The sequence below is a fragment of the Bacillus daqingensis genome (assembly GCF_042654445.1).
Lineage (GTDB): Bacteria > Bacillota > Bacilli > Bacillales > Salisediminibacteriaceae > Alkalicoccus > Alkalicoccus luteus.
On record NZ_JBHSGK010000007.1, the window covers coordinates 113,891 to 133,590 of the forward strand.

At 50.7% G+C, this 19,700-nt stretch carries 17 protein-coding genes and 3 riboswitches; of the genes, 16 read left to right on the plus strand and 1 reads right to left on the minus strand.

Features of this window, described 5'->3' with window-relative positions:
* Positions 1-136: 136 nt before the first annotated feature.
* Complete coding sequence (locus tag ACFO4L_RS08660; RefSeq protein ID WP_377909286.1) at positions 137-1,396, minus strand: YeeE/YedE family protein; 1,260 nt, start codon at positions 1,394-1,396, stop codon at positions 137-139.
* A 278-nt stretch (positions 1,397-1,674) separates the two neighbouring features.
* Between ACFO4L_RS08660 and ACFO4L_RS08665 the strand changes: the two genes are divergently transcribed.
* The 16 genes from ACFO4L_RS08665 (at position 1,675) to purF (ending at position 19,700) form a co-directional block, all read left to right on the plus strand.
* The gene (locus ACFO4L_RS08665) at positions 1,675-2,085 is read left to right on the plus strand and encodes an AhpC/TSA family protein (RefSeq protein WP_377909287.1); all 411 of its coding nucleotides are present in this window, start codon (positions 1,675-1,677) and stop codon (positions 2,083-2,085) included.
* Between the two features lie 70 nt (positions 2,086-2,155).
* Complete coding sequence (locus ACFO4L_RS08670) at positions 2,156-2,446, plus strand: hypothetical protein (RefSeq protein ID WP_377909288.1); 291 nt, start codon at positions 2,156-2,158, stop codon at positions 2,444-2,446.
* Between the two features lie 239 nt (positions 2,447-2,685).
* On the plus strand, positions 2,686-3,660 hold the full coding sequence (locus tag ACFO4L_RS08675) for an AAA family ATPase (protein WP_377909317.1): 975 nt from the start codon (positions 2,686-2,688) through the stop codon (positions 3,658-3,660).
* Positions 3,657-4,889: a DUF58 domain-containing protein gene (locus tag ACFO4L_RS08680; protein ID WP_377909289.1), complete on the plus strand. Its 1,233-nt coding sequence runs from the start codon at positions 3,657-3,659 to the stop codon at positions 4,887-4,889. Before ACFO4L_RS08675 ends, ACFO4L_RS08680 begins: the two co-directional genes overlap by 4 nt.
* A gap of 13 nt (positions 4,890-4,902) precedes the next feature.
* On the plus strand, positions 4,903-7,173 hold the full coding sequence (locus tag ACFO4L_RS08685; protein ID WP_377909318.1) for a transglutaminase domain-containing protein: 2,271 nt from the start codon (positions 4,903-4,905) through the stop codon (positions 7,171-7,173).
* Positions 7,174-7,207: 34 nt separating this feature from the next.
* Positions 7,208-7,309: riboswitch (purine riboswitch) on the plus strand.
* A 151-nt stretch (positions 7,310-7,460) separates the two neighbouring features.
* Positions 7,461-8,996 (plus strand): glutamine-hydrolyzing GMP synthase, encoded by a 1,536-nt coding sequence (gene guaA / locus ACFO4L_RS08690; RefSeq protein ID WP_377909290.1) that lies wholly within the window; start codon positions 7,461-7,463, stop codon positions 8,994-8,996.
* 86 nt (positions 8,997-9,082) lie between these two features.
* Positions 9,083-9,184: riboswitch (purine riboswitch) on the plus strand.
* Between the two features lie 233 nt (positions 9,185-9,417).
* Positions 9,418-10,731, plus strand: a complete 1,314-nt coding sequence (locus ACFO4L_RS08695; RefSeq protein WP_377909291.1) for an NCS2 family permease — start codon at positions 9,418-9,420, stop codon at positions 10,729-10,731.
* 75 nt (positions 10,732-10,806) lie between these two features.
* Positions 10,807-10,986 (plus strand): NETI motif-containing protein, encoded by a 180-nt coding sequence (locus ACFO4L_RS08700; RefSeq protein ID WP_377909292.1) that lies wholly within the window; start codon positions 10,807-10,809, stop codon positions 10,984-10,986.
* A gap of 256 nt (positions 10,987-11,242) precedes the next feature.
* Positions 11,243-11,344: riboswitch (purine riboswitch) on the plus strand.
* A 140-nt stretch (positions 11,345-11,484) separates the two neighbouring features.
* Positions 11,485-11,970: a 5-(carboxyamino)imidazole ribonucleotide mutase gene (gene purE, locus ACFO4L_RS08705; RefSeq protein ID WP_377909293.1), complete on the plus strand. Its 486-nt coding sequence runs from the start codon at positions 11,485-11,487 to the stop codon at positions 11,968-11,970.
* On the plus strand, positions 11,967-13,121 hold the full coding sequence (gene purK / locus ACFO4L_RS08710) for a 5-(carboxyamino)imidazole ribonucleotide synthase (protein WP_377909294.1): 1,155 nt from the start codon (positions 11,967-11,969) through the stop codon (positions 13,119-13,121). Before purE ends, purK begins: the two co-directional genes overlap by 4 nt.
* Positions 13,118-14,416, plus strand: coding sequence for an adenylosuccinate lyase (gene purB / locus ACFO4L_RS08715; protein WP_377909295.1), 1,299 nt, complete (start codon positions 13,118-13,120; stop codon positions 14,414-14,416). The genes purK and purB overlap by 4 nt, the downstream gene beginning before the upstream one ends.
* A gap of 30 nt (positions 14,417-14,446) precedes the next feature.
* A complete protein-coding gene (gene purC, locus ACFO4L_RS08720; protein WP_377909296.1) occupies positions 14,447-15,157 on the plus strand; it encodes a phosphoribosylaminoimidazolesuccinocarboxamide synthase in 711 nt (236 codons plus the stop codon).
* A complete protein-coding gene (gene purS, locus ACFO4L_RS08725) occupies positions 15,154-15,411 on the plus strand; it encodes a phosphoribosylformylglycinamidine synthase subunit PurS (protein WP_377909297.1) in 258 nt (85 codons plus the stop codon). The genes purC and purS overlap by 4 nt, the downstream gene beginning before the upstream one ends.
* Complete coding sequence (gene purQ / locus ACFO4L_RS08730; protein ID WP_377909298.1) at positions 15,408-16,091, plus strand: phosphoribosylformylglycinamidine synthase subunit PurQ; 684 nt, start codon at positions 15,408-15,410, stop codon at positions 16,089-16,091. Before purS ends, purQ begins: the two co-directional genes overlap by 4 nt.
* Positions 16,075-18,300, plus strand: coding sequence for a phosphoribosylformylglycinamidine synthase subunit PurL (purL, locus tag ACFO4L_RS08735; RefSeq protein ID WP_377909299.1), 2,226 nt, complete (start codon positions 16,075-16,077; stop codon positions 18,298-18,300). Before purQ ends, purL begins: the two co-directional genes overlap by 17 nt.
* A complete protein-coding gene (gene purF / locus ACFO4L_RS08740) occupies positions 18,276-19,700 on the plus strand; it encodes an amidophosphoribosyltransferase (RefSeq protein WP_377909300.1) in 1,425 nt (474 codons plus the stop codon). The genes purL and purF overlap by 25 nt, the downstream gene beginning before the upstream one ends.

The following is a 19,700-nucleotide window of genomic DNA, read 5'->3' on the forward strand; positions in this document are numbered from 1 at the left end:
GGCCTCATTTTAGAAAGTGCTTAGAAACATGCTGGTTTCCGGATCAGGAAGGGAGCTCCTGTACGTTTTACAGCTTAAAGAGCCGGCGATCCAATTTATCAGGATCACCGGCTCTATTCGTCGTTTCTTTTTCTGATCAGCAGAACGTGTCCTTCGACTTCGGAACGGAAAGACCGAATAACGGCCTTAAATAGAGCGCCAGGAAAGTACCTGCGAGCGCCATCACTGCCCAAATATAGCCGTGCAGGCTGAATGAGGCAATACCACCGAAGTAGGCACCGATGTTGCAGCCAAACGCAAGCCGGGCGCCGTAGCCCATCATCAGACCGCCTATGACGGCGGCGGCAACATTCCCTGGTTTGATGCCGGTGAAGCGGAACAGTCCGCCTGCAGCCGACGCCATAAATGCGCCTAAAATAACGCCGAAATTAAGCACTGTTGTTGTATCTGCAAAGATTGAAGCTTCAAGTGCCGCCGCATTCTCGCCCTGCCAGAAATCCCAGGCTGACACATTGATACCTATTAATTCAGCTGCCTGTGAACCCCATAGAGCAAAGGCAAACGTCACGCCCCATGGCTCACCTCGAGTCATCAGTGTAAGTGCATTTAATACAGCCAGAGCAATAGCGGCAGCGAAAAGAGGCCAGGAACCGCGGAACACGCGCTTCCATCCGGAAGTTGTTGGTACAGGCGCCATCTTTGGAGCTTTTCGCTTCCGCTCTACTACGAGCGTGATCCATGCAATAAGGCCAAACAGGGCGATCGACACCAGCCACGCCCCGCCATATCCCAGACCGGTTGTTTCGGCCAGAGAGATAGCCTGGCCGTTTGGCATATCATCTGTCCAGAATGGCAGGTGGGCCGCGCCAATAACGGACCCGATAATAAAGAACAGCAGCGTAATAAACATGACGGTCCGCCCGCCGCCTACAGCAAAGAGTGTGCCGGATGCGCACCCGCCACCCAGCTGCATACCGATTCCGAACAAAAAAGAGCCAACAATTAAGCTCGTACCGATCGGGAAGACGTACCCGCTGACGCCAGTGCCGAAAAAGGAAAATCCGAAGGCGAGAATCGGCGCAAACAAGGTTACCGCCACTGCCAGCATAACCATATGGGAGCGAATGGCCTGACCGTTTCCGACCGACATAAATCGTCGGAACGCCGAGGTGAATCCAAACCTGGCATGGAAAAGCGTATAGCCTAGCAATAGCCCAATTAACAGCAGAATCGGGTGCATAGCTTCCTGAGTCTGCAGTAAATAAATCAGCAGCACTGCCGTTACAGCTAATGCCCCGTATATGAGTTTCATTTGGGGAGGGTTCAGTGCGTTGGAATCTCGCTTCTCCACGTCCTCCTGTGCACCAGTTGCATGCACGTATGTTGTCGATGCCATCACTAATCCTCCTATTCATAGTCAAATTATCAGGATTACCAAGCTATTCTAGCCTGCAGGGTGTGATTTGTCAAAAGGAGTGTTTTGGCAAAAGCAGCAGGGTATATGGAAGAAGAAAGCAATTGCAGAAAGGATGGGAGAATATGAAGCAGGTATACAAGGTAGAAACACCGCAGCTGGAACGCATTCCTTATAACCAGCTGACAGCAGGAAACAAAACGGTCATCGTATTTGTCCGCCATCTTGGCTGACCAATCTGTCAGCGTCATCTTGCGCAGTTGCGCAGGAATTATCATGAAATTGAACAAAAAGGAGCCGATCTGAAAATTATCGTGCCTTCTTCCGGCAGGTTGATAAAACGATTCCTGAAAGAATTTGGCCCTTATCCGTTTCCATTTTACGGAGATCGGGACAGGAGCCTGTATAAAGCAATGGGTCATATCACCATGAATAAAGCGAAGCTTCTTCTTATGGCAGCGCTCGCTGCTGCCGCAGGAAAAATCGATTCCTTTCTGCCGCGTGATAAAGCGCAGCGGGCTGTTGCGCTATACTCCATGAAAACGCAGGATGTCTATCTTCAGGGCGGGACGTGGATCTACTCAGAGTCAGGGGCGCTGGAATGGTACCATCTCGACAAAAGCCCGGATGACCACGCCTCTATTGAACAGATTTTAAATGAGCTTGCATAAGCGGCAGCGTTTCAATCCCGCTGCGGCGGGTATAGAAGATTAACGTTGATAGAGGACGGAGGTGCCTGATATGGACAAGCAGATTGTTGCTGTAATGAAGTCACTCGATCAAAAGGATGCCGTGATCCGGGAGCTGGAATTAAAAGGCGTCGAACACGATCACATCCAGTTTATTCATAAAGACGACGAGGAAGCCCGTCACTTTGAAAAAGAGTTTGAGCAGGGAAATTACGTCGTGCTCGTTGAAGTTGAAAAAGAGATCGGCCGTATTCCAGTTGAAGAAGAAGAAACGCTGGATGAACACCGGACACCAAAAGGCCATCACCACATGCCGCATCATCAGATGAAGCAAGGATTTTAAGCCGCTGCATGAATCTGCAAGCTGAACACCCTGCTGTCCTGACAAACAAACGGAGCTGATTAGGGAAGACGAACCTGGGACCATGACATGCCGTCATGGTCTTTTTACGTCTAAGATGTGCGATTTAACATGCACCAGTCCTGCATGGTGTGAGAAGCGATATTTTAGATCATTCATGCTAAAATGGAACGTGGATACTTACAGACCCGTACTCGTATGAAGGAGGATGGCAGGTCATGATGAAACGTAAACAGGAGCGCTCTCTTGTAGAGCAGCCTCAAATAGAAAAGCTGATTCAAAATGTCGAGAAAGTAGTAGTTGGAAAACGGGCGGAGATCGAGCTCAGCCTCATTGCGATCTTAAGCGGCGGACACGTGCTGCTGGAGGACGTTCCGGGTGTAGGAAAAACGATGATGGTTCGTGCGATTGCAAAATCGCTGGGAGCGGAATTTAAGCGGATTCAGTTTACGCCGGATTTGCTCCCGTCTGATGTCACCGGTGTGTCTATTTTTAATCAGAAGACACTGGAATTTCAATTCCGGCCGGGGCCGGTGATGGCCAATATCGTTCTGGCAGATGAGATTAACCGGACATCACCTAAAACACAGGCGGCTCTCCTTGAGGCACTGGAAGAGGGCAGCGTGACGACGGACGGGGAAACGAGAGAACTCGAGCAGCCGTTTTTTGTAATGGCGACACAAAATCCGATCGAATACGGCGGCACGTATCCACTCCCGGAAGCTCAGCTGGACCGTTTTTTATTTAAATTCCGCATCGGTTATCCGACAAAAGCGGAGGAAATGGAAGTGCTGACGCGTGTCGAAAGGGAGCATCCGATTGAGACGCTGGAGAGCGTCATGACGCTTAACGAACTTCTGGACCTGCAGAAGCAGGCGAAAGAAGTGTATGTGCAGGACAACGTCAAAGAATACATTATCAGCATCACCTCGGCGACGAGACAGCATCACGCCGTGTATCTCGGTGCAAGTCCACGGGCTTCCATCGCGATCATGAAAGCGGCTCAGGCATACGCGCTGCTGCAAAACCGTGATTATGTCATTCCGGATGATGTAAAATACCTCGCACCGTTTGCACTTGAGCACCGGGTTCTGCTCAGCTCAGACGCAAAGCTGTCTGAAACGACCCCTTCCAAAGTAGTAAAGGAAGTTATTGAGCAGGTTCGCGTACCGGCAGGGAACGAGCAGGCGCAATGAAGCACATTTGGTTTTGGACGAAACGGATTTTAAAAGGAACGGCTGCTATCGCGGTGGCAGCCGGTCTTTTCAGCTATGCGATGTTTCAAGGGAATTTTGTCAGCTGGTTTCTATTTTACAGCGTGATGACGCTGTTTATTCTTATGGTGCTGTACGCGCTGATCCCGCTTGGAAGCTTTCGCGTCAAGCGTCATACCGGGGAGGGTGCCATGCCCGCTGGTACCGAGCTCCGAACGGAAATTGAAATTGAGCGGAGCTGGCCGTTTCCATTTTTATACTTAGCAGTAGAAGATATTGCAGAGGATGCCTTAACCAAGCAGCTTCCGTATCAGGCTTCTAAAATGATTTTTTATCCTACTTTGCAAAAGCGGCTTACTTACAGCTACACCATTCCGGAGCTGAAGCGCGGGAAGTACTATTCTTATGGAGTGAAGCTTTCCACGAGTGATTTGTTTGGTTTCTTCCATAAAGAGACATTTGCCTCGATTCCGGGAGAGCTGCTCGTGTACCCGAACTATTTCGACATCGACCAATGGGAAGCATATGAAAAACATGATATTGAAACGTCATTGACGATGCAGGATTTTATCGAGGACCGCACTTCTATTGCCGGAGCAAGAGAATATGTGCCGGGAGACAAACTGACAAGTCTGGACTGGAAAGCAACGGCAAGGGCGTCAAAGCTGATGACGAAAGAGTTCGAAGAATACATTGGACAAAATTTTCTCGTCGCTTTCAACAACCGCATTCCGGATTCAAGCTTTGCTGTTTCAGATGCCTATGAGAAAGCGATTGAGCTGGTTACTTCCATTATTATGTACGCCTACCGGGAACAGCTGCATATCGGCTTTTGGTCAATCGGTGATGATTTGAAACGATTTCCGGTCGGGCTCGCTTCAGATCAGCAGAAAGAAATGATTTCGTACTTGGCGCAGACGTCACCTTCTGCCCAAGGATCATTCGGTGCTTCGTTTCTTCCGTTTGAAGATGACATACCGGATGGCGTCACGCTGATCCTGGTGACAGTCGAACTGACAGATGACGTTATGAATCGATGCAGGATACTTCTTTCACGAGGCGTGCGCGTCTTTGCTGCCTTAATGGACAAAAACAAACAGGTGGATGCTTGGGAATACCGGAGATTGAAGGAGCTGCGTGATGCAGGGGCGGATGCCTACCTTCTTTCAGACGGCCGTTGGTCCCGGGAAAGTATGAGCGGAGAAGGGTGATTCAGTGAAACAGATGCAGACTAAAACAAAATCATCCATCACTCATTTGTTTATTTATGCGCTGACATTCCTGCTCGTGTGGGAGTGGCTGCGGCCGATTCCGGTAATCACAGCGACTGGGCAAATGGAAGTATTTATTTGGTTTACCTTGTTCAGCGCCGTGCTCGTCTACTTCCGAATGCCGGCATTCATCACCGCTCCGCTTGTTTTTGGAGGAAGCTTATTCGGGCTGCACCTGATTTTTGGAGAAGGAAGCTTTTTATCCAGAGAGGGCGGCGGGGCAACGATCCAACAGTTTGCAGGTGAGCTGACAGTCAATTTTTCCGCCATTCTTTCCGGCAACTTTGCTGATCTAAGCGATTTTTTCCGGACGTTTCTCTTGTTTATGCTGCTCGCCTTGATCAGCTACCTGCTGTATTTCTGGGTGCTGCATACCAGGAAGGTTTTTTTCTTTTTGTTCAGCACCATCGTCTATATAACGATCCTGGATACATTTACGGTCGTAGACGCTTCTCAGGCAATTGTAAGGGTCGTCGTCATCGGATTCTTTATTTTAACGCTGCTTCATATGTTAAATGTGCAGGATGAAGAGCGTGCGATCGGACGGAGAAGGGGCACCTTTATTTCTCCAGCCTGGATGTATACGCTGATTATAGTCGTCAGTACGGCGGTTGCTGCGGGCTTTTTGCTTCCGAAACCGGAGCCGCAGTGGGCAGACCCGGTACCGGCTCTTGAGCGGTTTGCAGGTGTGGAAGGGCTGACGGGAGGCGGAAGCGGAAGCGGCAGTGTCCGCAGAGTCGGCTATGGTGAAAACGACGAACGGCTCGGCGGCGGTTTCGTACAGGATGACGGACCTGTCTTTCAGGCGGTAACCGACCGTGAATCTTACTGGCGCGGAGAATCTAAGGCTACGTATACGGGTCAGGGATGGGAGTCAGAGCCTGGCTATGTGGAATCAGAGCTGGTGTTTGGCGACGGTATTGATTACCGGATGTTCCAGGAGGCTGCCGGCATTGAAGAAGCTGAGGTGGAGATTGAAATGGCAGAAGAAGCTGACTTCAGCCTGCTGTTTTATCCCGGTCAGCTTCAGGATGTGCTCGACGTGCAGGGAGAAACGGACGAGGGCAGTTTCGGTCTCAGCGAGCTTCAGTTTTATACGGACGTGGCAAATGGTCGTTTCCAGGCCCGGACTAGTACGGATGAAACGGTTCGCTTTGACAGCTATACGCTTGCATTTGAAGATGCCGTTTTTCCGGTTGAGGCTCTGAGAGGGGCGCCGGACGAGGATCCTGAAGAAATTACCGAACGCTATTTGCAGCTTCCGGACGAACTTCCGGAGCGGGTTGGAGAGCTTGCTGCCGATATCGCGTCGGAGTATGACAACCGCTATGATACTGCTGTTGCAGTTGAACAGTATTTTAACCAGAACGATTTTGAGTATCAGACAACCGATGTCCCTGTTCCGGAAGAGGGACAGGACTATGTAGATCAGTTCCTGTTTGAGACACAGGTCGGCTACTGTGACAATTATTCAACGTCTATGGTCGTTATGCTGCGGACGCTTGATATTCCGGCACGCTGGGTAAAAGGTTTCACGTCCGGAGAAGAAGTGGAAGAGCTGGAAGACGGGCGCAGCGTCTATGAAGTAGCAAACTCGAACGCACACTCTTGGGTGGAAGTGTATTTTCCGGAAGTCGGCTGGGTGCCGTTCGAACCAACACAGGGCTTTACAAACTATGCTGATTTTGAAGAGGAATCGGTGGATGTCGATATCGACACGGACCTCCCGGATCAGGAAGCGCCGGATCCGGAAATTCCGGAGCCGGACGGCGACTTTGATGAGCTGCTGGAAGAAGGGGCAGACGGTGGTCCGTCCGGTGACGAGCTGGATGACTCCGGAGAAGAAGGAGCGCCGGTGTTCTCACTGAAAAGTCTGTTGATTTCCATCCCGATGCTTATCGTCGTGATGGTGCTCTACCAAAAGCAGAACGTGCTGCAAAATTATTATTTCATGTTCCGCTACCGGTTCTTCGGCAGTGACAAATCGTTTGAGCATGCATACGAGCGGCTTTTATGGATGCTGCAAACGGAAGGGCTTCCGCGAAGGGGCGGGGAAACGCTGCGTGAATATGCGAAGCGGATAGACATGGCTCTAAGCTCGCAGGCGATGATGAAGCTCACGAATTCCTACGAACGAATTTACTATGGAGGCAGAACACCTGAAGGAGAATGGCAGCGCCGCCGCCGGGACTGGGAGGAAATTATGCGCTCCCTGCGCGCTTGACCTGCCTTTCTGCTGCTGATACAATGATGCAGTATTTAACTGAAGAACGGTGCCTCATATATCCTCGGGAATACGGCCTGAGAGTCTCTACCGGACTACCTTAAATGGTCCGACTATGAAGGCAGATTTTTTCTGGTCTATGCCGGGAGTCTGCCTTCGTATTTTTTTATGCGGAGACAGCTCCCGGTTTTTTCAGGATGACGGGGCGTAAAGGCCCGTTCGCCGTCTGCAGGCGGTATTGAAACGCTCTGAGAGGGCGATACTGTTAGATTGGAGAGGGGAAAGCAATGGAAATTAACGAACGTATTCTTGTGCTCGACTTTGGAGGCCAGTACAATCAGCTGATTGCGCGCCGGATCCGTGACCTCGGTGTGTTCAGTGAGCTTGTCAGCAGCAAGCTGACAGCAGAGGAAATAAAGGACATGAACCCTTCCGGCATTATTTTTTCCGGGGGACCGGGAAGTGTCTATGCAGAGGGCGCGCCGCAGTGTGACCCGGATATTTTTAATCTGGATGTGCCAGTTCTCGGTATTTGCTACGGCATGCAGCTGATGACCCATCACTTCAGCGGTGCCGTAGAAGCAGCAAACCACCGCGAGTATGGTAAAGCGACCATTGACGTACAGCGCGATGCAGGTCTGTTTACAGGACTGCCGCAGCAGCAGACGGTATGGATGAGCCACGGTGATCTTGTACAGGCTCCGCCTGAAGGCTTTACGGTTGACGCGACGAATGTATCCTGCCCGGTGGCAGCGATGAGTAATGAAGCGAAAAAGCTTTACGGCGTACAGTTTCATCCGGAAGTTCGCAATTCAGAGTACGGCAACGACATGCTTCATAATTTCGTCTACACTATTTGCGGATGTGAAGGTAACTGGTCGATGGAAAGCTACATTGATATGGAAGTAGAGAAAATCCGAGAGAGTGTAGGAGACAAAAAAGTACTTTGTGCGCTTAGCGGCGGCGTAGACTCTTCCGTAGTCGCAGCACTTGTGCATAAAGCAATCGGCGACCAGCTCATCTGTATGTTTATTGATCACGGTCTGCTCCGTAAAGGAGAAGCAGACAGCGTGATGAAAACATTCGGAGAAGGATTCGACATGAACCTGATGAAAATTGATGCCCAGGACCGCTTCCTTGGCAAGCTGGAAGGTGTCAGCGATCCGGAACAAAAGCGTAAAATTATCGGCAATCAGTTCATCTACGTGTTTGAAGAAGAAGCTGGCAAGCTGGAAGACGTTGATTTTCTCGCTCAGGGAACGCTTTATACCGATATCATTGAAAGCGGAACAGATACGGCTCAGACGATCAAATCCCATCATAACGTCGGCGGTCTGCCGGAAGATATGAAATTTGATCTGATTGAGCCGCTGAATACGCTGTTTAAAGATGAGGTGCGTAAAGTCGGCACCGAACTCGGTCTGCCGGAAGAAATCGTTTGGAGACAGCCGTTCCCAGGTCCAGGACTTGGTATTCGTGTTCTCGGTGAAATTACAGAGGAAAAGCTTGAGATTGTTCGGGAATCAGACTTTATTCTGCGCGACGAAATTAAAAAAGCGGGACTGGACCGTGAAATCTGGCAATATTTCACTGCCCTGCCGGATATGCGCAGTGTTGGCGTCATGGGGGATGAGCGCACCTATGACTACACGGTCGGCGTACGTGCAGTTACCTCTGTTGACGGAATGACATCAGACTGGGCACGGATCCCATACGATGTTCTGGAGAAAATATCGGTTCGAATAGTCAATGAAGTGAAGCACGTCAACCGCGTCGTTTACGATATCACCTCTAAGCCGCCGTCGACCATCGAGTGGGAGTAAAAGAACGAAAATAGATCTCTATTCACAATTTAATATTCGGATACAGCGTTGACACGCTGCTGGCACCCTGCTAAAATAAGCCGTGTTGTGATTAAAAGTCGAATGTTCGTATAATCTCGGGAATATGGCCCGAAAGTTTCTACCAGACTGCCTGAAACGGTCTGACTACGGACGGATACTTTGCAGACCGGCACTTGTCAGGTGCGGGCTCTGTGCAGTTTCTATCCGAATTCCTTTTCAGGCATGCCGTTTTTTGGCATGCCTTTTCTTTATTCAATGAGAGGACCATCGTTCGCTGAAAAGAGGACGGCCGCTTGGACCGCTGTGCAAGAAGCATCTGACGGAAGCTGCAGCGGGGCCGCAGGTCGTGTTGAACAACAGCTGGCAATCACACAGATCATTGTTGGAGGGACTGCATGTTATGAACCGCTATTTTCAATTTGATGAACTCGGCACGACGTATTCGAGAGAATTTCTTGGAGGCCTGACGACGTTTCTCGCCATGGCCTATATTTTATTCGTCAATCCATCGGTGCTGGCACCGACGGGAATGGACGAAGGGGCAGTATACGTGGCAACAGCGCTTGCTGCCGCTATCGGAACGATTATTATGGGGCTTATTGCAAAATACCCCATCGCGCTGGCACCTGGAATGGGGCTGAACGCCTTCTTTACATACTCTGTCGTCATCGGCATGGGGATTCCTTGGGAGACTGCGCTCCTCGGGGTGTTTATTTCAGGTATTATTTTCATCATCATCACGATTGTCGGGATTCGGGAATTGATCATCAATGCGATTCCAGCTGAGCTGAAATTTGCAGCAGGTGCCGGGATCGGGCTGTTTATCGCCTTTATTGGATTGCAGAACGCTGAGATTGTTGTGATGTCTGAAGCAACACTTGTGGAAATCGGCAATCTTGGCGCGCCATCCACCTTGCTTGCTGTAGCAGGTATCGTGATCACCGTTATTTTTATGAGTCTGGGGCTGCGCGGCGGTATTTTTTACGGACTTGTGGCTACCGCCGTACTCGGAGTGCTCACGGGTGTTATTCCGATGCCGGGTGCAATCGTTGGTTCGGTTCCAAGCCTCGCGCCTACGTTTGGTGCTGCATTTACACCGTTTGCAGAAATGTCGCTCGGTGAGATCTTTACCGTACAGCTGATGATTGTTATTTTGACGTTTTTGTTTGTCGATTTCTTCGATACAGCCGGTACGCTGTATGCCGTGGCAAATCAGGCAGGTTTTACAAAGGACAACAAGCTGCCGAGAGCGCAGCGTGCGTTGTTGGCAGATGCTTCTGCAACGTCCGTCGGGGCCGTGCTCGGTACATCAACAACGACGGCATATATTGAATCCACGTCCGGTATCGCTGCTGGAGCAAGAACTGGATTTGCCTCCCTCGTTACAGGCGGTCTGTTTCTGATTGCACTGCTGTTCTCGCCGTTGCTCGCTGTTATCACGGAATCTGTTACAGCGCCTGCACTGATTGTTGTCGGTGTTCTCATGGCAGGAGCGATTGCCAACATTGATTGGAAGAAGTTCGAGATTGCTGTGCCGGCTTTCTTCACGATGATCGCGATGCCGCTGACGTACAGCATCGCGACTGGAATCGCCCTCGGTTTTATCATGTATCCGATCACGATGATCTGTTCAGGCCGGGCAAAGGAAGTTCATCCGATTATGTATGTACTCTTCTTCGTCTTCATTGCTTACTTTGTTTATCTCGGTGAATAACCTTGCAGCTTAAAGAAGCCGTATTCCTGTGATAAACTGACAGGAGAAGACGTGCTCAAGGAAGGGTAGGAATCGATGGCAAAGAAAAAGTTTTATGTAGAAACGAATGAAACGATTGATGATTGTCTTCGGCGCATGGAAGAAGAAGGCTATACGCCGGTCCGGCGCATGGAAGAACCGGTATTAAAAGAAAAAGGAAGCGGCGTGGAAGTAGCCTATCAGCGTATCGTCTTTGAAGGCAGACGCGGATCGTGACTGATTTTTCTAATGAAAAGAAGCAGAAATCCCTTGCTCCGGGGTTTCTGCTTTTTTCAGCCTGTTTATCATGCGTTTCTTCTGTGCGTATTTCTCCTTCTTGCTGATCCTTCTTAAGAAGGCAGGACAGTGTACCAAATAAAAAGCGGTAAAATGCCGTTTTCCAGGCAAGAATGAAAATACGAACGATGGAGAATTAACATCTGTTTAATGTTCGAAAATAGTTGACTCTGTTTGTCGAAAATTGATATGATTAGCGTAGATTCATACGAAACCTCATATAATATCAGGGATAGGGCCTGAGAGTTTCTACCTGCTGACCGTAAATCAGCGGACTATGAGGGACGAGATACCCGGCTGCATCAGACCGGGATGTGCTGCCGTGCGGCAGAAAGCATGTCCAATTATCTGACAGTCCAGTGTCTTACCGTCTCTCGCCGTCTAGCAGGTGGATGGTAAGACTTTTTTTATGACTGTTTACTGCTGAAGGAGGAAGTTATGGAAGCAAAAGTCGGCGTTATTATGGGGTCCACTTCGGACTGGGAAACGATGGAACATACAGTGGCGACGTTGAAGGAGCTAAACGTGCCGGTTGAAGCTAAGGTTGTATCGGCTCACCGTACACCGGACGAAATGTTCCGCTATGCAGAAGCAGCGGCAGACCGCGGTTTGCACGTGTTAATTGCCGGAGCTGGAGGAGCAGCGCATCTTCCCGGTATGGTAGCAGCAAAAACACTGCTTCCGGTCATTGGCGTACCTGTACAGTCCAAGGCGCTCAGCGGCATGGATTCTCTTTTATCGATCGTACAAATGCCTGCAGGAGTTCCGGTCGCGACCGTTGCGATTGGAAAAGCCGGTGCGATCAATGCAGGTCTTCTCGCAGCCCAGCAGCTTGCTGTCCATGATCCCGCTGTCCGCGAAGCGCTTCAAGCCCGCCGTGATGCAAAAGAAAAAGAAGTTCTGGAAACGGGGGATCTCGTATGAAAGACGTAAAAAGACTGCTGCCACCTGCAAAGATCGGTATTCTTGGCGGCGGACAGCTTGGCCGCATGATGGCCTTGTCCGCACGAGAAATGGGCTACCGCATTGCTGTGATGGAGCCTGCTGCCGACTCTCCGTGCGGCATGATCGCTGACGATGAAATTGTTTCGGGATACGATGATCAAAATGGAGCAGCTGAACTTGCAAAAGTCTGCGATGTACTTACCTATGAATTTGAAAATATTACAGCTGAAACAGCCGCATATCTCGAAGAACATATGTATCTTCCGCAGGGAAGTGAACTTTTGAAGATCAGCCAGGACCGCTTAAAAGAGAAAGAAACGGTGCAGTCATTCGGGATTCCGGCAGCGCCGTGGGAAGCTGTATGCACGTATGCAGGATTGAAGGATGCGGTCGCATCGATCGGCCTCCCGGGGGTGCTGAAAACAACCCGGGGCGGATACGACGGGAAAGGGCAGGCGGTGATTCAAACGGAGTCGGACCTCCACACCGCGTGGGAAGAATTAAAGGAAGCTGCTCCGCTAGTGCTTGAAAAGAAAATTGCATTTGACTTGGAGCTCTCTGTGATTATGACGAGGAGCACGTCCGGAGAGATGTCCGTTTTTCCGATAGCGGAAAACGAGCATCGAAACGGCATTCTCCACCGTACGATCGTGCCCGCAAGAATCAGCGATAACCTGGCGGAAAAAGCGGAGATGCTTGCCCGCCGTCTGGCAGAATCACTGGAGTTGACCGGTACGCTTGCAGTAGAGATGTTTGCTAAGGGGGAGCAGCTTTACGTCAATGAAATAGCTCCCAGACCGCATAATTCAGGGCATTTTTCCATCAATGCCTGTGAGACGTCGCAATTCGAACAGCATATTCGGGCAGTCTGCGGCCTGCCGCTTGGCAACACAGACTTATTGAAGCCGGCTGTCATGGTTAATTTACTGGGACAGCACCTGCAGCCCTGCCTGGACGAACTCGATCAGCTGCCGGCAGGTCATCTGCACGTATATGGAAAGAAAGAGGCAAAGTATAATCGGAAAATGGGACATATTACCTTCCTGACAGACGATCCGGAAGCTCTGTTACACGAGCTCGATGAAAGTCCAGTATGGAAAGAAGCAGCTACAGGGGGCACAAAACGATGATTGAACGCTATACACGACCGGAAATGAAGCAAATTTGGAATGAAGAAAACCGTTATCAGGCATGGCTGGAAGTTGAAATTCTGGCTTGTGAAGCCTGGGCCGAACTCGGTGATATTCCAAAAGAGGATGCAGCGGAAATCCGCCGCAGTGCTTCCTTTAACGTAGATCGCATTTTAGAAATCGAAGAAGAAACAAGGCATGACGTCGTCGCGTTCACTCGCGCCGTTTCGGAAACGCTTGGAGAAGAGAAAAAATGGGTGCACTATGGCCTGACGTCAACGGACGTGGTCGATACTGCGCTTTCTTACATGCTGCTCCAGGCGAACGAAATCATTGAACAGGACATTATCCGCTTCATCGACATTCTAAAAAACAAAGCGCAGGAGCATAAACATACGGTGATGATGGGACGGACACATGGCGTTCACGCAGAACCTACAACGTTTGGTCTGAAGCTCGCTTTATGGTATGAGGAAATGAAGCGAAATTTGGAGCGCTTCCGTCAGGCAAAAGAAACGATTCGCGTCGGCAAGCTTTCCGGTGCAGTCGGTACGTACGCCAACATCGATCCATTCGTTGAGCAGTTCGTCTGCCGCGGTCTCGGATTAGAGCCGTCTCCTATTTCTACGCAGACGCTTCAGCGGGACCGCCACGCACACTATATTTCCACGCTTGCACTGATCGGCGCTTCGATCGAAAAGATGGCCGTTGAAATCCGCGGACTGCAAAAGAGTGAAACACGTGAGGTCGAAGAATTTTTTGCTAAAGGACAAAAGGGCTCCTCGGCTATGCCGCATAAGCGCAATCCGATCGGCTCAGAAAATATGACAGGATTGGCACGAATTTTACGTGGCCACGTCGTCACAGCCTATGAAAACGTGGCTCTCTGGCATGAGCGCGATATTTCTCATTCTTCAGCGGAACGAATTATGCTCCCGGATGCCACAACGGCCTTGAATTACATGCTAAACCGGTTTGCCGGTATCGTGAAAAACCTGACTGTGTTCCCGGATAATATGAAACGAAATATGTCACGTACATACGGGCTTATCTTCTCACAGCGAGTTTTGCTGACGCTGATTGATAAAGGTATGAGCCGGGAGGAAGCGTATGATCTTGTACAGCCCAAAGCAATGCAGGCATGGGAAGAAGGACGCCAGTTCCGGGAGCTGATCGAAGCTGACGGATCGATCACGGAAAAGCTGAGTGCAGCAGAGCTGGATGACTGCTTTGACTACCGCCACCATTTAAAGCAAGTTGATATGATTTTTGCCAGACTCGGTCTTGAAGGATAATTCACAAGCGCCTTGAAGGAGGATGCCGTAATGGGAACTGCTTGTCTGTACGAAGGAAAAGCGAAGCGTATTTTTGAAACAGAAGATCCGGACGTTCTGCGTATTGCCTATAAGGATGATGCAACTGCATTTAACGGAGAGAAAAAAGAAGTGCTTACCGGTAAAGGTCGTCTTAACAATGAGATCAGCTCGCTTATATTTGAACGGCTGCAGGAAGAAGGAATTGCGAGCCACTTTATCCGCAGACTGTCTGAAACAGAACAGCTGGTACATCCAGTGGAAATCGTGCCGCTTGAAGTGGTCGTGCGCCGTATCGCTGCAGGAAGCATCATAAAGCGGACCGGACTGGAGCGTGGAACGATCATGGATCCGCCTGTAGTGGAATGCTACTTTAAGGACGATGCACTTGGAGACCCGCTTCTCAATGATGAGCATATCCGCCTGCTGAAGCTGGCAGAGCCTGCAGAGCTTGAAACGATGAAACAGCTGTCACTCCGCGTATACGACGTGCTCTCAAAGCTGTTTGACCGTGCTGGCATCACGCTTGTGGACTTTAAGCTGGAATTTGGCCGCCGCAGCGGCGAGATCCTGCTGGCAGACGAAATTTCACCGGATACGTGCCGGCTTTGGGATAAGGTAACCGGTGCTTCCTTTGATAAAGATTTGTTCCGATTTGGTCAAGGTGATTTACAGACAGGCTATGAAACGATTTTATCCCGATTAGGAGGTCATGAAGCATGACATATGATGTGACAGTTTACGTAACGTGGAAGGAAGGCGTACTCGATCCGCAGGGTACGGCAGTAACGGAATCTCTCCATAAGCTCGGATACGGGGAAGTAGAATCTGTCAGCATCTCCCGCATGCTTCAGCTTCGGCTGGAGGCAGCACCGGAGGAAGTGGAAACGAAAGTGACGGAAATGTGTGAAAAGCTGCTCGCGAACCCAGTGATTGAAGACTACCGCTTTGAGGTGGAGGAGGTTATCTCCACATGAAGTTCGCCGTAATCGTGTTTCCGGGATCGAACTGCGATCTCGACATGTATCACGCTGTAACCGATGCCGTCGGAGAGGAGGCAGAATATGTCTGGCATACAGAGACCGACTTGGACCGTTTTGACGGCATTCTCCTTCCGGGAGGGTTTTCCTATGGAGACTACCTCCGGGCCGGGGCAATTGCACGCTTCTCTCCGGTGATGGAATCAGTCAAACAGGCAGCTGCCGCTGGAAAGCCGGTGCTGGGAGTCTGCAACGGCTTTCAGATATTACTTGAAAGCGGTTTGCTTCCAGGGGCGATGCGCCGCAACGAAGACCTTCATTTTATCTGCCGCACCGTGCCGCTTCAGGTGAAAAAAGCAGACACGATGTTTACGAGCGCATATGAAGCAGGTGAAACACTGCAGATCCCGGTTGCACACGGAGAAGGAAACTACTACTGCAGTGAAAAACAGCTTGAGGAACTGAAACAGAAGGACCAAATCGTATTTACGTACGGGCAAGCGCTGAACGGGTCTGTCGCTGATATAGCAGGCATTATAAACGAAGCAGGCAACGTACTTGGCATGATGCCGCATCCGGAGCGGGCTGTAGAAACCCTGACCGGATCAGAGGACGGCCGCCGTCTGTTCGAATCTATCGTAAGGCAATGGAGGGAAAAGCATGCAGTTACTTCGTGAACCATCCGCGGAAATGATTGAAGAGCAGCGTCTTTATGAAGAAATGGGGATGACTGCTGATGAGTATCAGCTCGCTGTAAAAGAACTTGGCCGAAAGCCGAACTATACGGAGCTCGGTCTGTTCTCTGTTATGTGGTCGGAGCACTGCAGCTATAAGAATTCCAAAGTGCTGCTGAAAAAGTTTCCTGTGGAAGGACCGCGTGTTCTGCAGGGGCCGGGCGAAGGCGCCGGAATCATCGATATCGACGATGAACAGGCTGTCGTGTTCAAAATCGAAAGTCACAATCACCCTTCCGCTGTTGAACCGTATGAAGGTGCTGCAACCGGAGTCGGGGGCATTATCCGCGACGTGTTCTCTATGGGGGCCCGGCCGGTTGCCCTGCTGAATTCACTTCGGTTTGGCGAATTGAAAAATCCGCGCGTCCGCTACTTGTTTGAAGGTGTCGTAGCGGGTATTGCCGGCTACGGAAACTGTATCGGTATTCCGACTGTCGGCGGTGAAATTCAGTTCGATGACGGTTACGAAGGCAATCCTCTCGTGAATGCCATGTGTGTAGGGTTGATCGATCATAAGGATATTCAAAAAGGCCAGGCGAAAGGGATCGGCAATCCGGTGCTGTACGTTGGCGCTTCCACCGGTCGTGACGGCATTCACGGAGCGACATTTGCGTCGGAAGAATTGAGCGAGGATTCCGAGGCGAAACGTCCTGCCGTGCAGGTTGGCGACCCGTTTATGGAAAAGCTTCTCGTTGAAGCATGTCTCGAAGCAACAAAGCATCCGAAGCTTGTCGGCATTCAGGATATGGGCGCTGCAGGATTGACTTCTTCCTCAGCTGAAATGGCGAGCAAAGCCGGTTCGGGCATCCGCATGAATTTGGATCTGGTGCCTCAGCGTGAAACGAACATGACGCCTTATGAAATGATGCTTTCCGAATCGCAGGAACGGATGCTGCTCGTAGTAGAAAAGGGAAGCGAGCAGGAGTTCATTGAGATGTTTGAAAAGTGGGGCCTGCATGCAGTTGAAGTGGGAGAAGTAACCGATACGAAGCGTCTGGAGTTAATTCACGCAGGAGAAACGGCAGCCGATGTGCCGGTTGACGCGCTCGCAGAAGAAGCGCCAGTGTACCACAAGCCATCTACAGAGCCGGAATCGTTCCATGCTTTTCAGGCTCAGGAGCCATATTTGCCGGAAGTCGATGCATCCAAAACGCTCGAGCGTCTTTTAGAGCAGCCGACGATTGCAAGTAAAGAGTGGGTTTACGGGCAGTATGATTACATGGTGCGGACAAGCACGGTTGTAAGCCCTGGCTCAGATGCAGCGGTCGTCCGTATTCGCGGCACAAAAAAAGCGCTCGCAATGACGACAGACTGCAATTCCCGCTATTTGTTCCTAGATCCATATGAAGGTGGAAAGCGGGCTGTGACGGAAGCAGCGCGGAACATTGTTGTTTCGGGGGGCGAGCCGCTCGGTGTGACGGACTGCCTCAACTACGGAAGTCCGGATAAGCCGGAGATTTTCTGGCAGCTGGAGCGTTCAACGGACGGATTGAGTGAGGCGTGCCGTGAGCTGCAAACACCGGTCGTAGGCGGAAACGTATCGCTGTACAATGAGACGGCAAACGGTGCCGTGTATCCGACACCGGTCATCGGCATGGTGGGCCTGATTCATGATTTGGATCACATCACGACGCAGCAGGCTAAAGCATCCGGAGATACTGTTTATTTTCTCGGACAGGTGCATGGCGAGCTTTCAGGCTCTGAACTGCAGAAGCTTATGCAGGGCAGCTACAGCGGCCGCGTGGTGCCAATAGATCTTCAAGCGGAAAAAGAACAGCAGCAGCAGGTGCTGAAAGCGATTCAGGCTGGTACCGTGCAATCCGCTCATGATATCAGTGAAGGCGGCATGGCATGTGCAGCTGCAGAGAAGCTGTTCGGTACAGCGTTCGGCGCAGAGTTGACGCTTCCAGATGCCCCCGTTACGGCGGCGCTGTTTGAGGAAGGAACGGGCTATTTATTTACCGTGTCGGCTGAGCAAAAGGAGCAGTTCGCTGCTTATTTGCCGGATGCGGAGGAAATTGGCACGATTACAGACGACCAGCAGCTGACGCTCAGAAACCGCAGTGGAGAAACGATCATTTCCGCTGAGATCCGTAATCTGGAGGAGAAGTGGAGAGGAGCGATCGCATGCGCGCTGAAATCAAAGGGCTGAATGAAGAGTGCGGCGTTTTCGGTGTCTGGGGACACGTAGACGCTGCCAGCATCACATATTACGGACTTCACAGCCTGCAGCACCGCGGCCAGGAAGGCGCCGGAATTGTCGTGACAGACGGAGATAAATTAAATATCCATAAAGGAATGGGACTCGTCAACGATGTGTTCAATACAGACAGCCTGCAGCATTTAAAAGGCCATGGAGCGATTGGGCACGTTCGCTATACAACGGCAGGGGGCAGCGATTTTATAAACTGTCAGCCTCTGCTGTTTAACTCGCAGACTTCGAGTCTTGCGCTTGCCCATAACGGCAATATCGTCAATGCAACAGCATTGAAGCACCAGCTTGAACATCAGGGCAGTATTTTTCAGACGACCTCTGATACCGAAGTCATTGCTCACTTGATAAAGCGGAGTGGATATCCGAATTTGCAGGATTCAATTAAAAACGCGCTGACGATGGTAAAAGGTGCCTATGCGCTCGCATGTCTTGTCGAAGATGCGATGATCGTAGCACTTGACCCGAACGGTCTTCGTCCGCTTGCAATCGGAAAGCTCGGCGAAGCGTACGTTGTATCGTCTGAGACATGTGCGTTTGATATCATCGGAGCAGAATATATTCGCGATGTTCAGCCGGGAGAGCTTATTACTATCAACGATGAAGGCATGCACGTAGACCGCTTTTCTCTTGCGACGAACCGGTCAATCTGTTCCATGGAGTACGTCTATTTTGCAAGGCCGGACTCCAGCGTTGACGGGATTAATATTCACATGGCGCGAAAAAACCTCGGCAGAAAACTGGCAGATGAGGCCCCGGTTGAAGCGGATGTTGTCACCGGAGTTCCTGATTCCAGTATTTCAGCTGCCATCGGATATGCGGAAACGAGCGGGATTCCATATGAGCTCGGGTTAATCAAAAACCGGTACGTCGGCAGAACGTTTATCCAACCTTCCCAGGCTTTGCGGGAGCAAGGTGTGAAAATGAAGCTGTCAGCCGTTCGCGGTGTCGTTGAAGGAAAGCGGGTCGTCATGGTGGATGACTCGATTGTCCGGGGAACAACTGCCCGCAGAATCGTCCGTCTTCTGAAGGAAGCAGGGGCAGCGGAAGTGCATGTCCGCATCAGCTCGCCTCCAATTATCAATCCATGCTATTACGGTATTGATACATCCACAAAAGGGGAACTGATTGCCTCTACGAAAACCGTGGAAGATATACGCGAAGAAATGGGCGCTGATTCACTCGCTTATTTAAGCGTGGACGGCTTGAAGGACGGAATTGGCAGGCCGGATAATATGCCGAACTGCGGACAGTGTCTGGCCTGTTTTACAGGAGAATATCCTACCGAAATCTTTCCGGAAGCAGACCATCCGTACGATAAAGTATTAGGAGGCAAATAG

What these genes read in the sequence shown, in the direction of transcription:
- ACFO4L_RS08680 (WP_377909289.1), top strand. Translation starts at nt 3,657, where the DNA reads ATGAAGCACATTTGGTTTTGGACGAAACGGATTTTAAAAGGAACGGCT.
- purQ (WP_377909298.1), top strand. Translation starts at nt 15,408, where the DNA reads ATGAAGTTCGCCGTAATCGTGTTTCCGGGATCGAACTGCGATCTCGAC.
- purL (WP_377909299.1), top strand. Translation starts at nt 16,075, where the DNA reads ATGCAGTTACTTCGTGAACCATCCGCGGAAATGATTGAAGAGCAGCGT.
- purK (WP_377909294.1), top strand. Translation starts at nt 11,967, where the DNA reads ATGAAAGACGTAAAAAGACTGCTGCCACCTGCAAAGATCGGTATTCTT.
- purC (WP_377909296.1), top strand. Translation starts at nt 14,447, where the DNA reads ATGGGAACTGCTTGTCTGTACGAAGGAAAAGCGAAGCGTATTTTTGAA.
- ACFO4L_RS08685 (WP_377909318.1), top strand. Translation starts at nt 4,903, where the DNA reads ATGCAGACTAAAACAAAATCATCCATCACTCATTTGTTTATTTATGCG.
- ACFO4L_RS08670 (WP_377909288.1), top strand. Translation starts at nt 2,156, where the DNA reads ATGGACAAGCAGATTGTTGCTGTAATGAAGTCACTCGATCAAAAGGAT.
- ACFO4L_RS08675 (WP_377909317.1), top strand. Translation starts at nt 2,686, where the DNA reads ATGAAACGTAAACAGGAGCGCTCTCTTGTAGAGCAGCCTCAAATAGAA.
- purB (WP_377909295.1), top strand. Translation starts at nt 13,118, where the DNA reads ATGATTGAACGCTATACACGACCGGAAATGAAGCAAATTTGGAATGAA.
- ACFO4L_RS08660 (WP_377909286.1), bottom strand. Translation starts at nt 1,396, where the DNA reads ATGGCATCGACAACATACGTGCATGCAACTGGTGCACAGGAGGACGTG.
- purS (WP_377909297.1), top strand. Translation starts at nt 15,154, where the DNA reads ATGACATATGATGTGACAGTTTACGTAACGTGGAAGGAAGGCGTACTC.
- purE (WP_377909293.1), top strand. Translation starts at nt 11,485, where the DNA reads ATGGAAGCAAAAGTCGGCGTTATTATGGGGTCCACTTCGGACTGGGAA.
- ACFO4L_RS08700 (WP_377909292.1), top strand. Translation starts at nt 10,807, where the DNA reads ATGGCAAAGAAAAAGTTTTATGTAGAAACGAATGAAACGATTGATGAT.
- guaA (WP_377909290.1), top strand. Translation starts at nt 7,461, where the DNA reads ATGGAAATTAACGAACGTATTCTTGTGCTCGACTTTGGAGGCCAGTAC.
- purF (WP_377909300.1), top strand. Translation starts at nt 18,276, where the DNA reads ATGCGCGCTGAAATCAAAGGGCTGAATGAAGAGTGCGGCGTTTTCGGT.
- ACFO4L_RS08695 (WP_377909291.1), top strand. Translation starts at nt 9,418, where the DNA reads ATGAACCGCTATTTTCAATTTGATGAACTCGGCACGACGTATTCGAGA.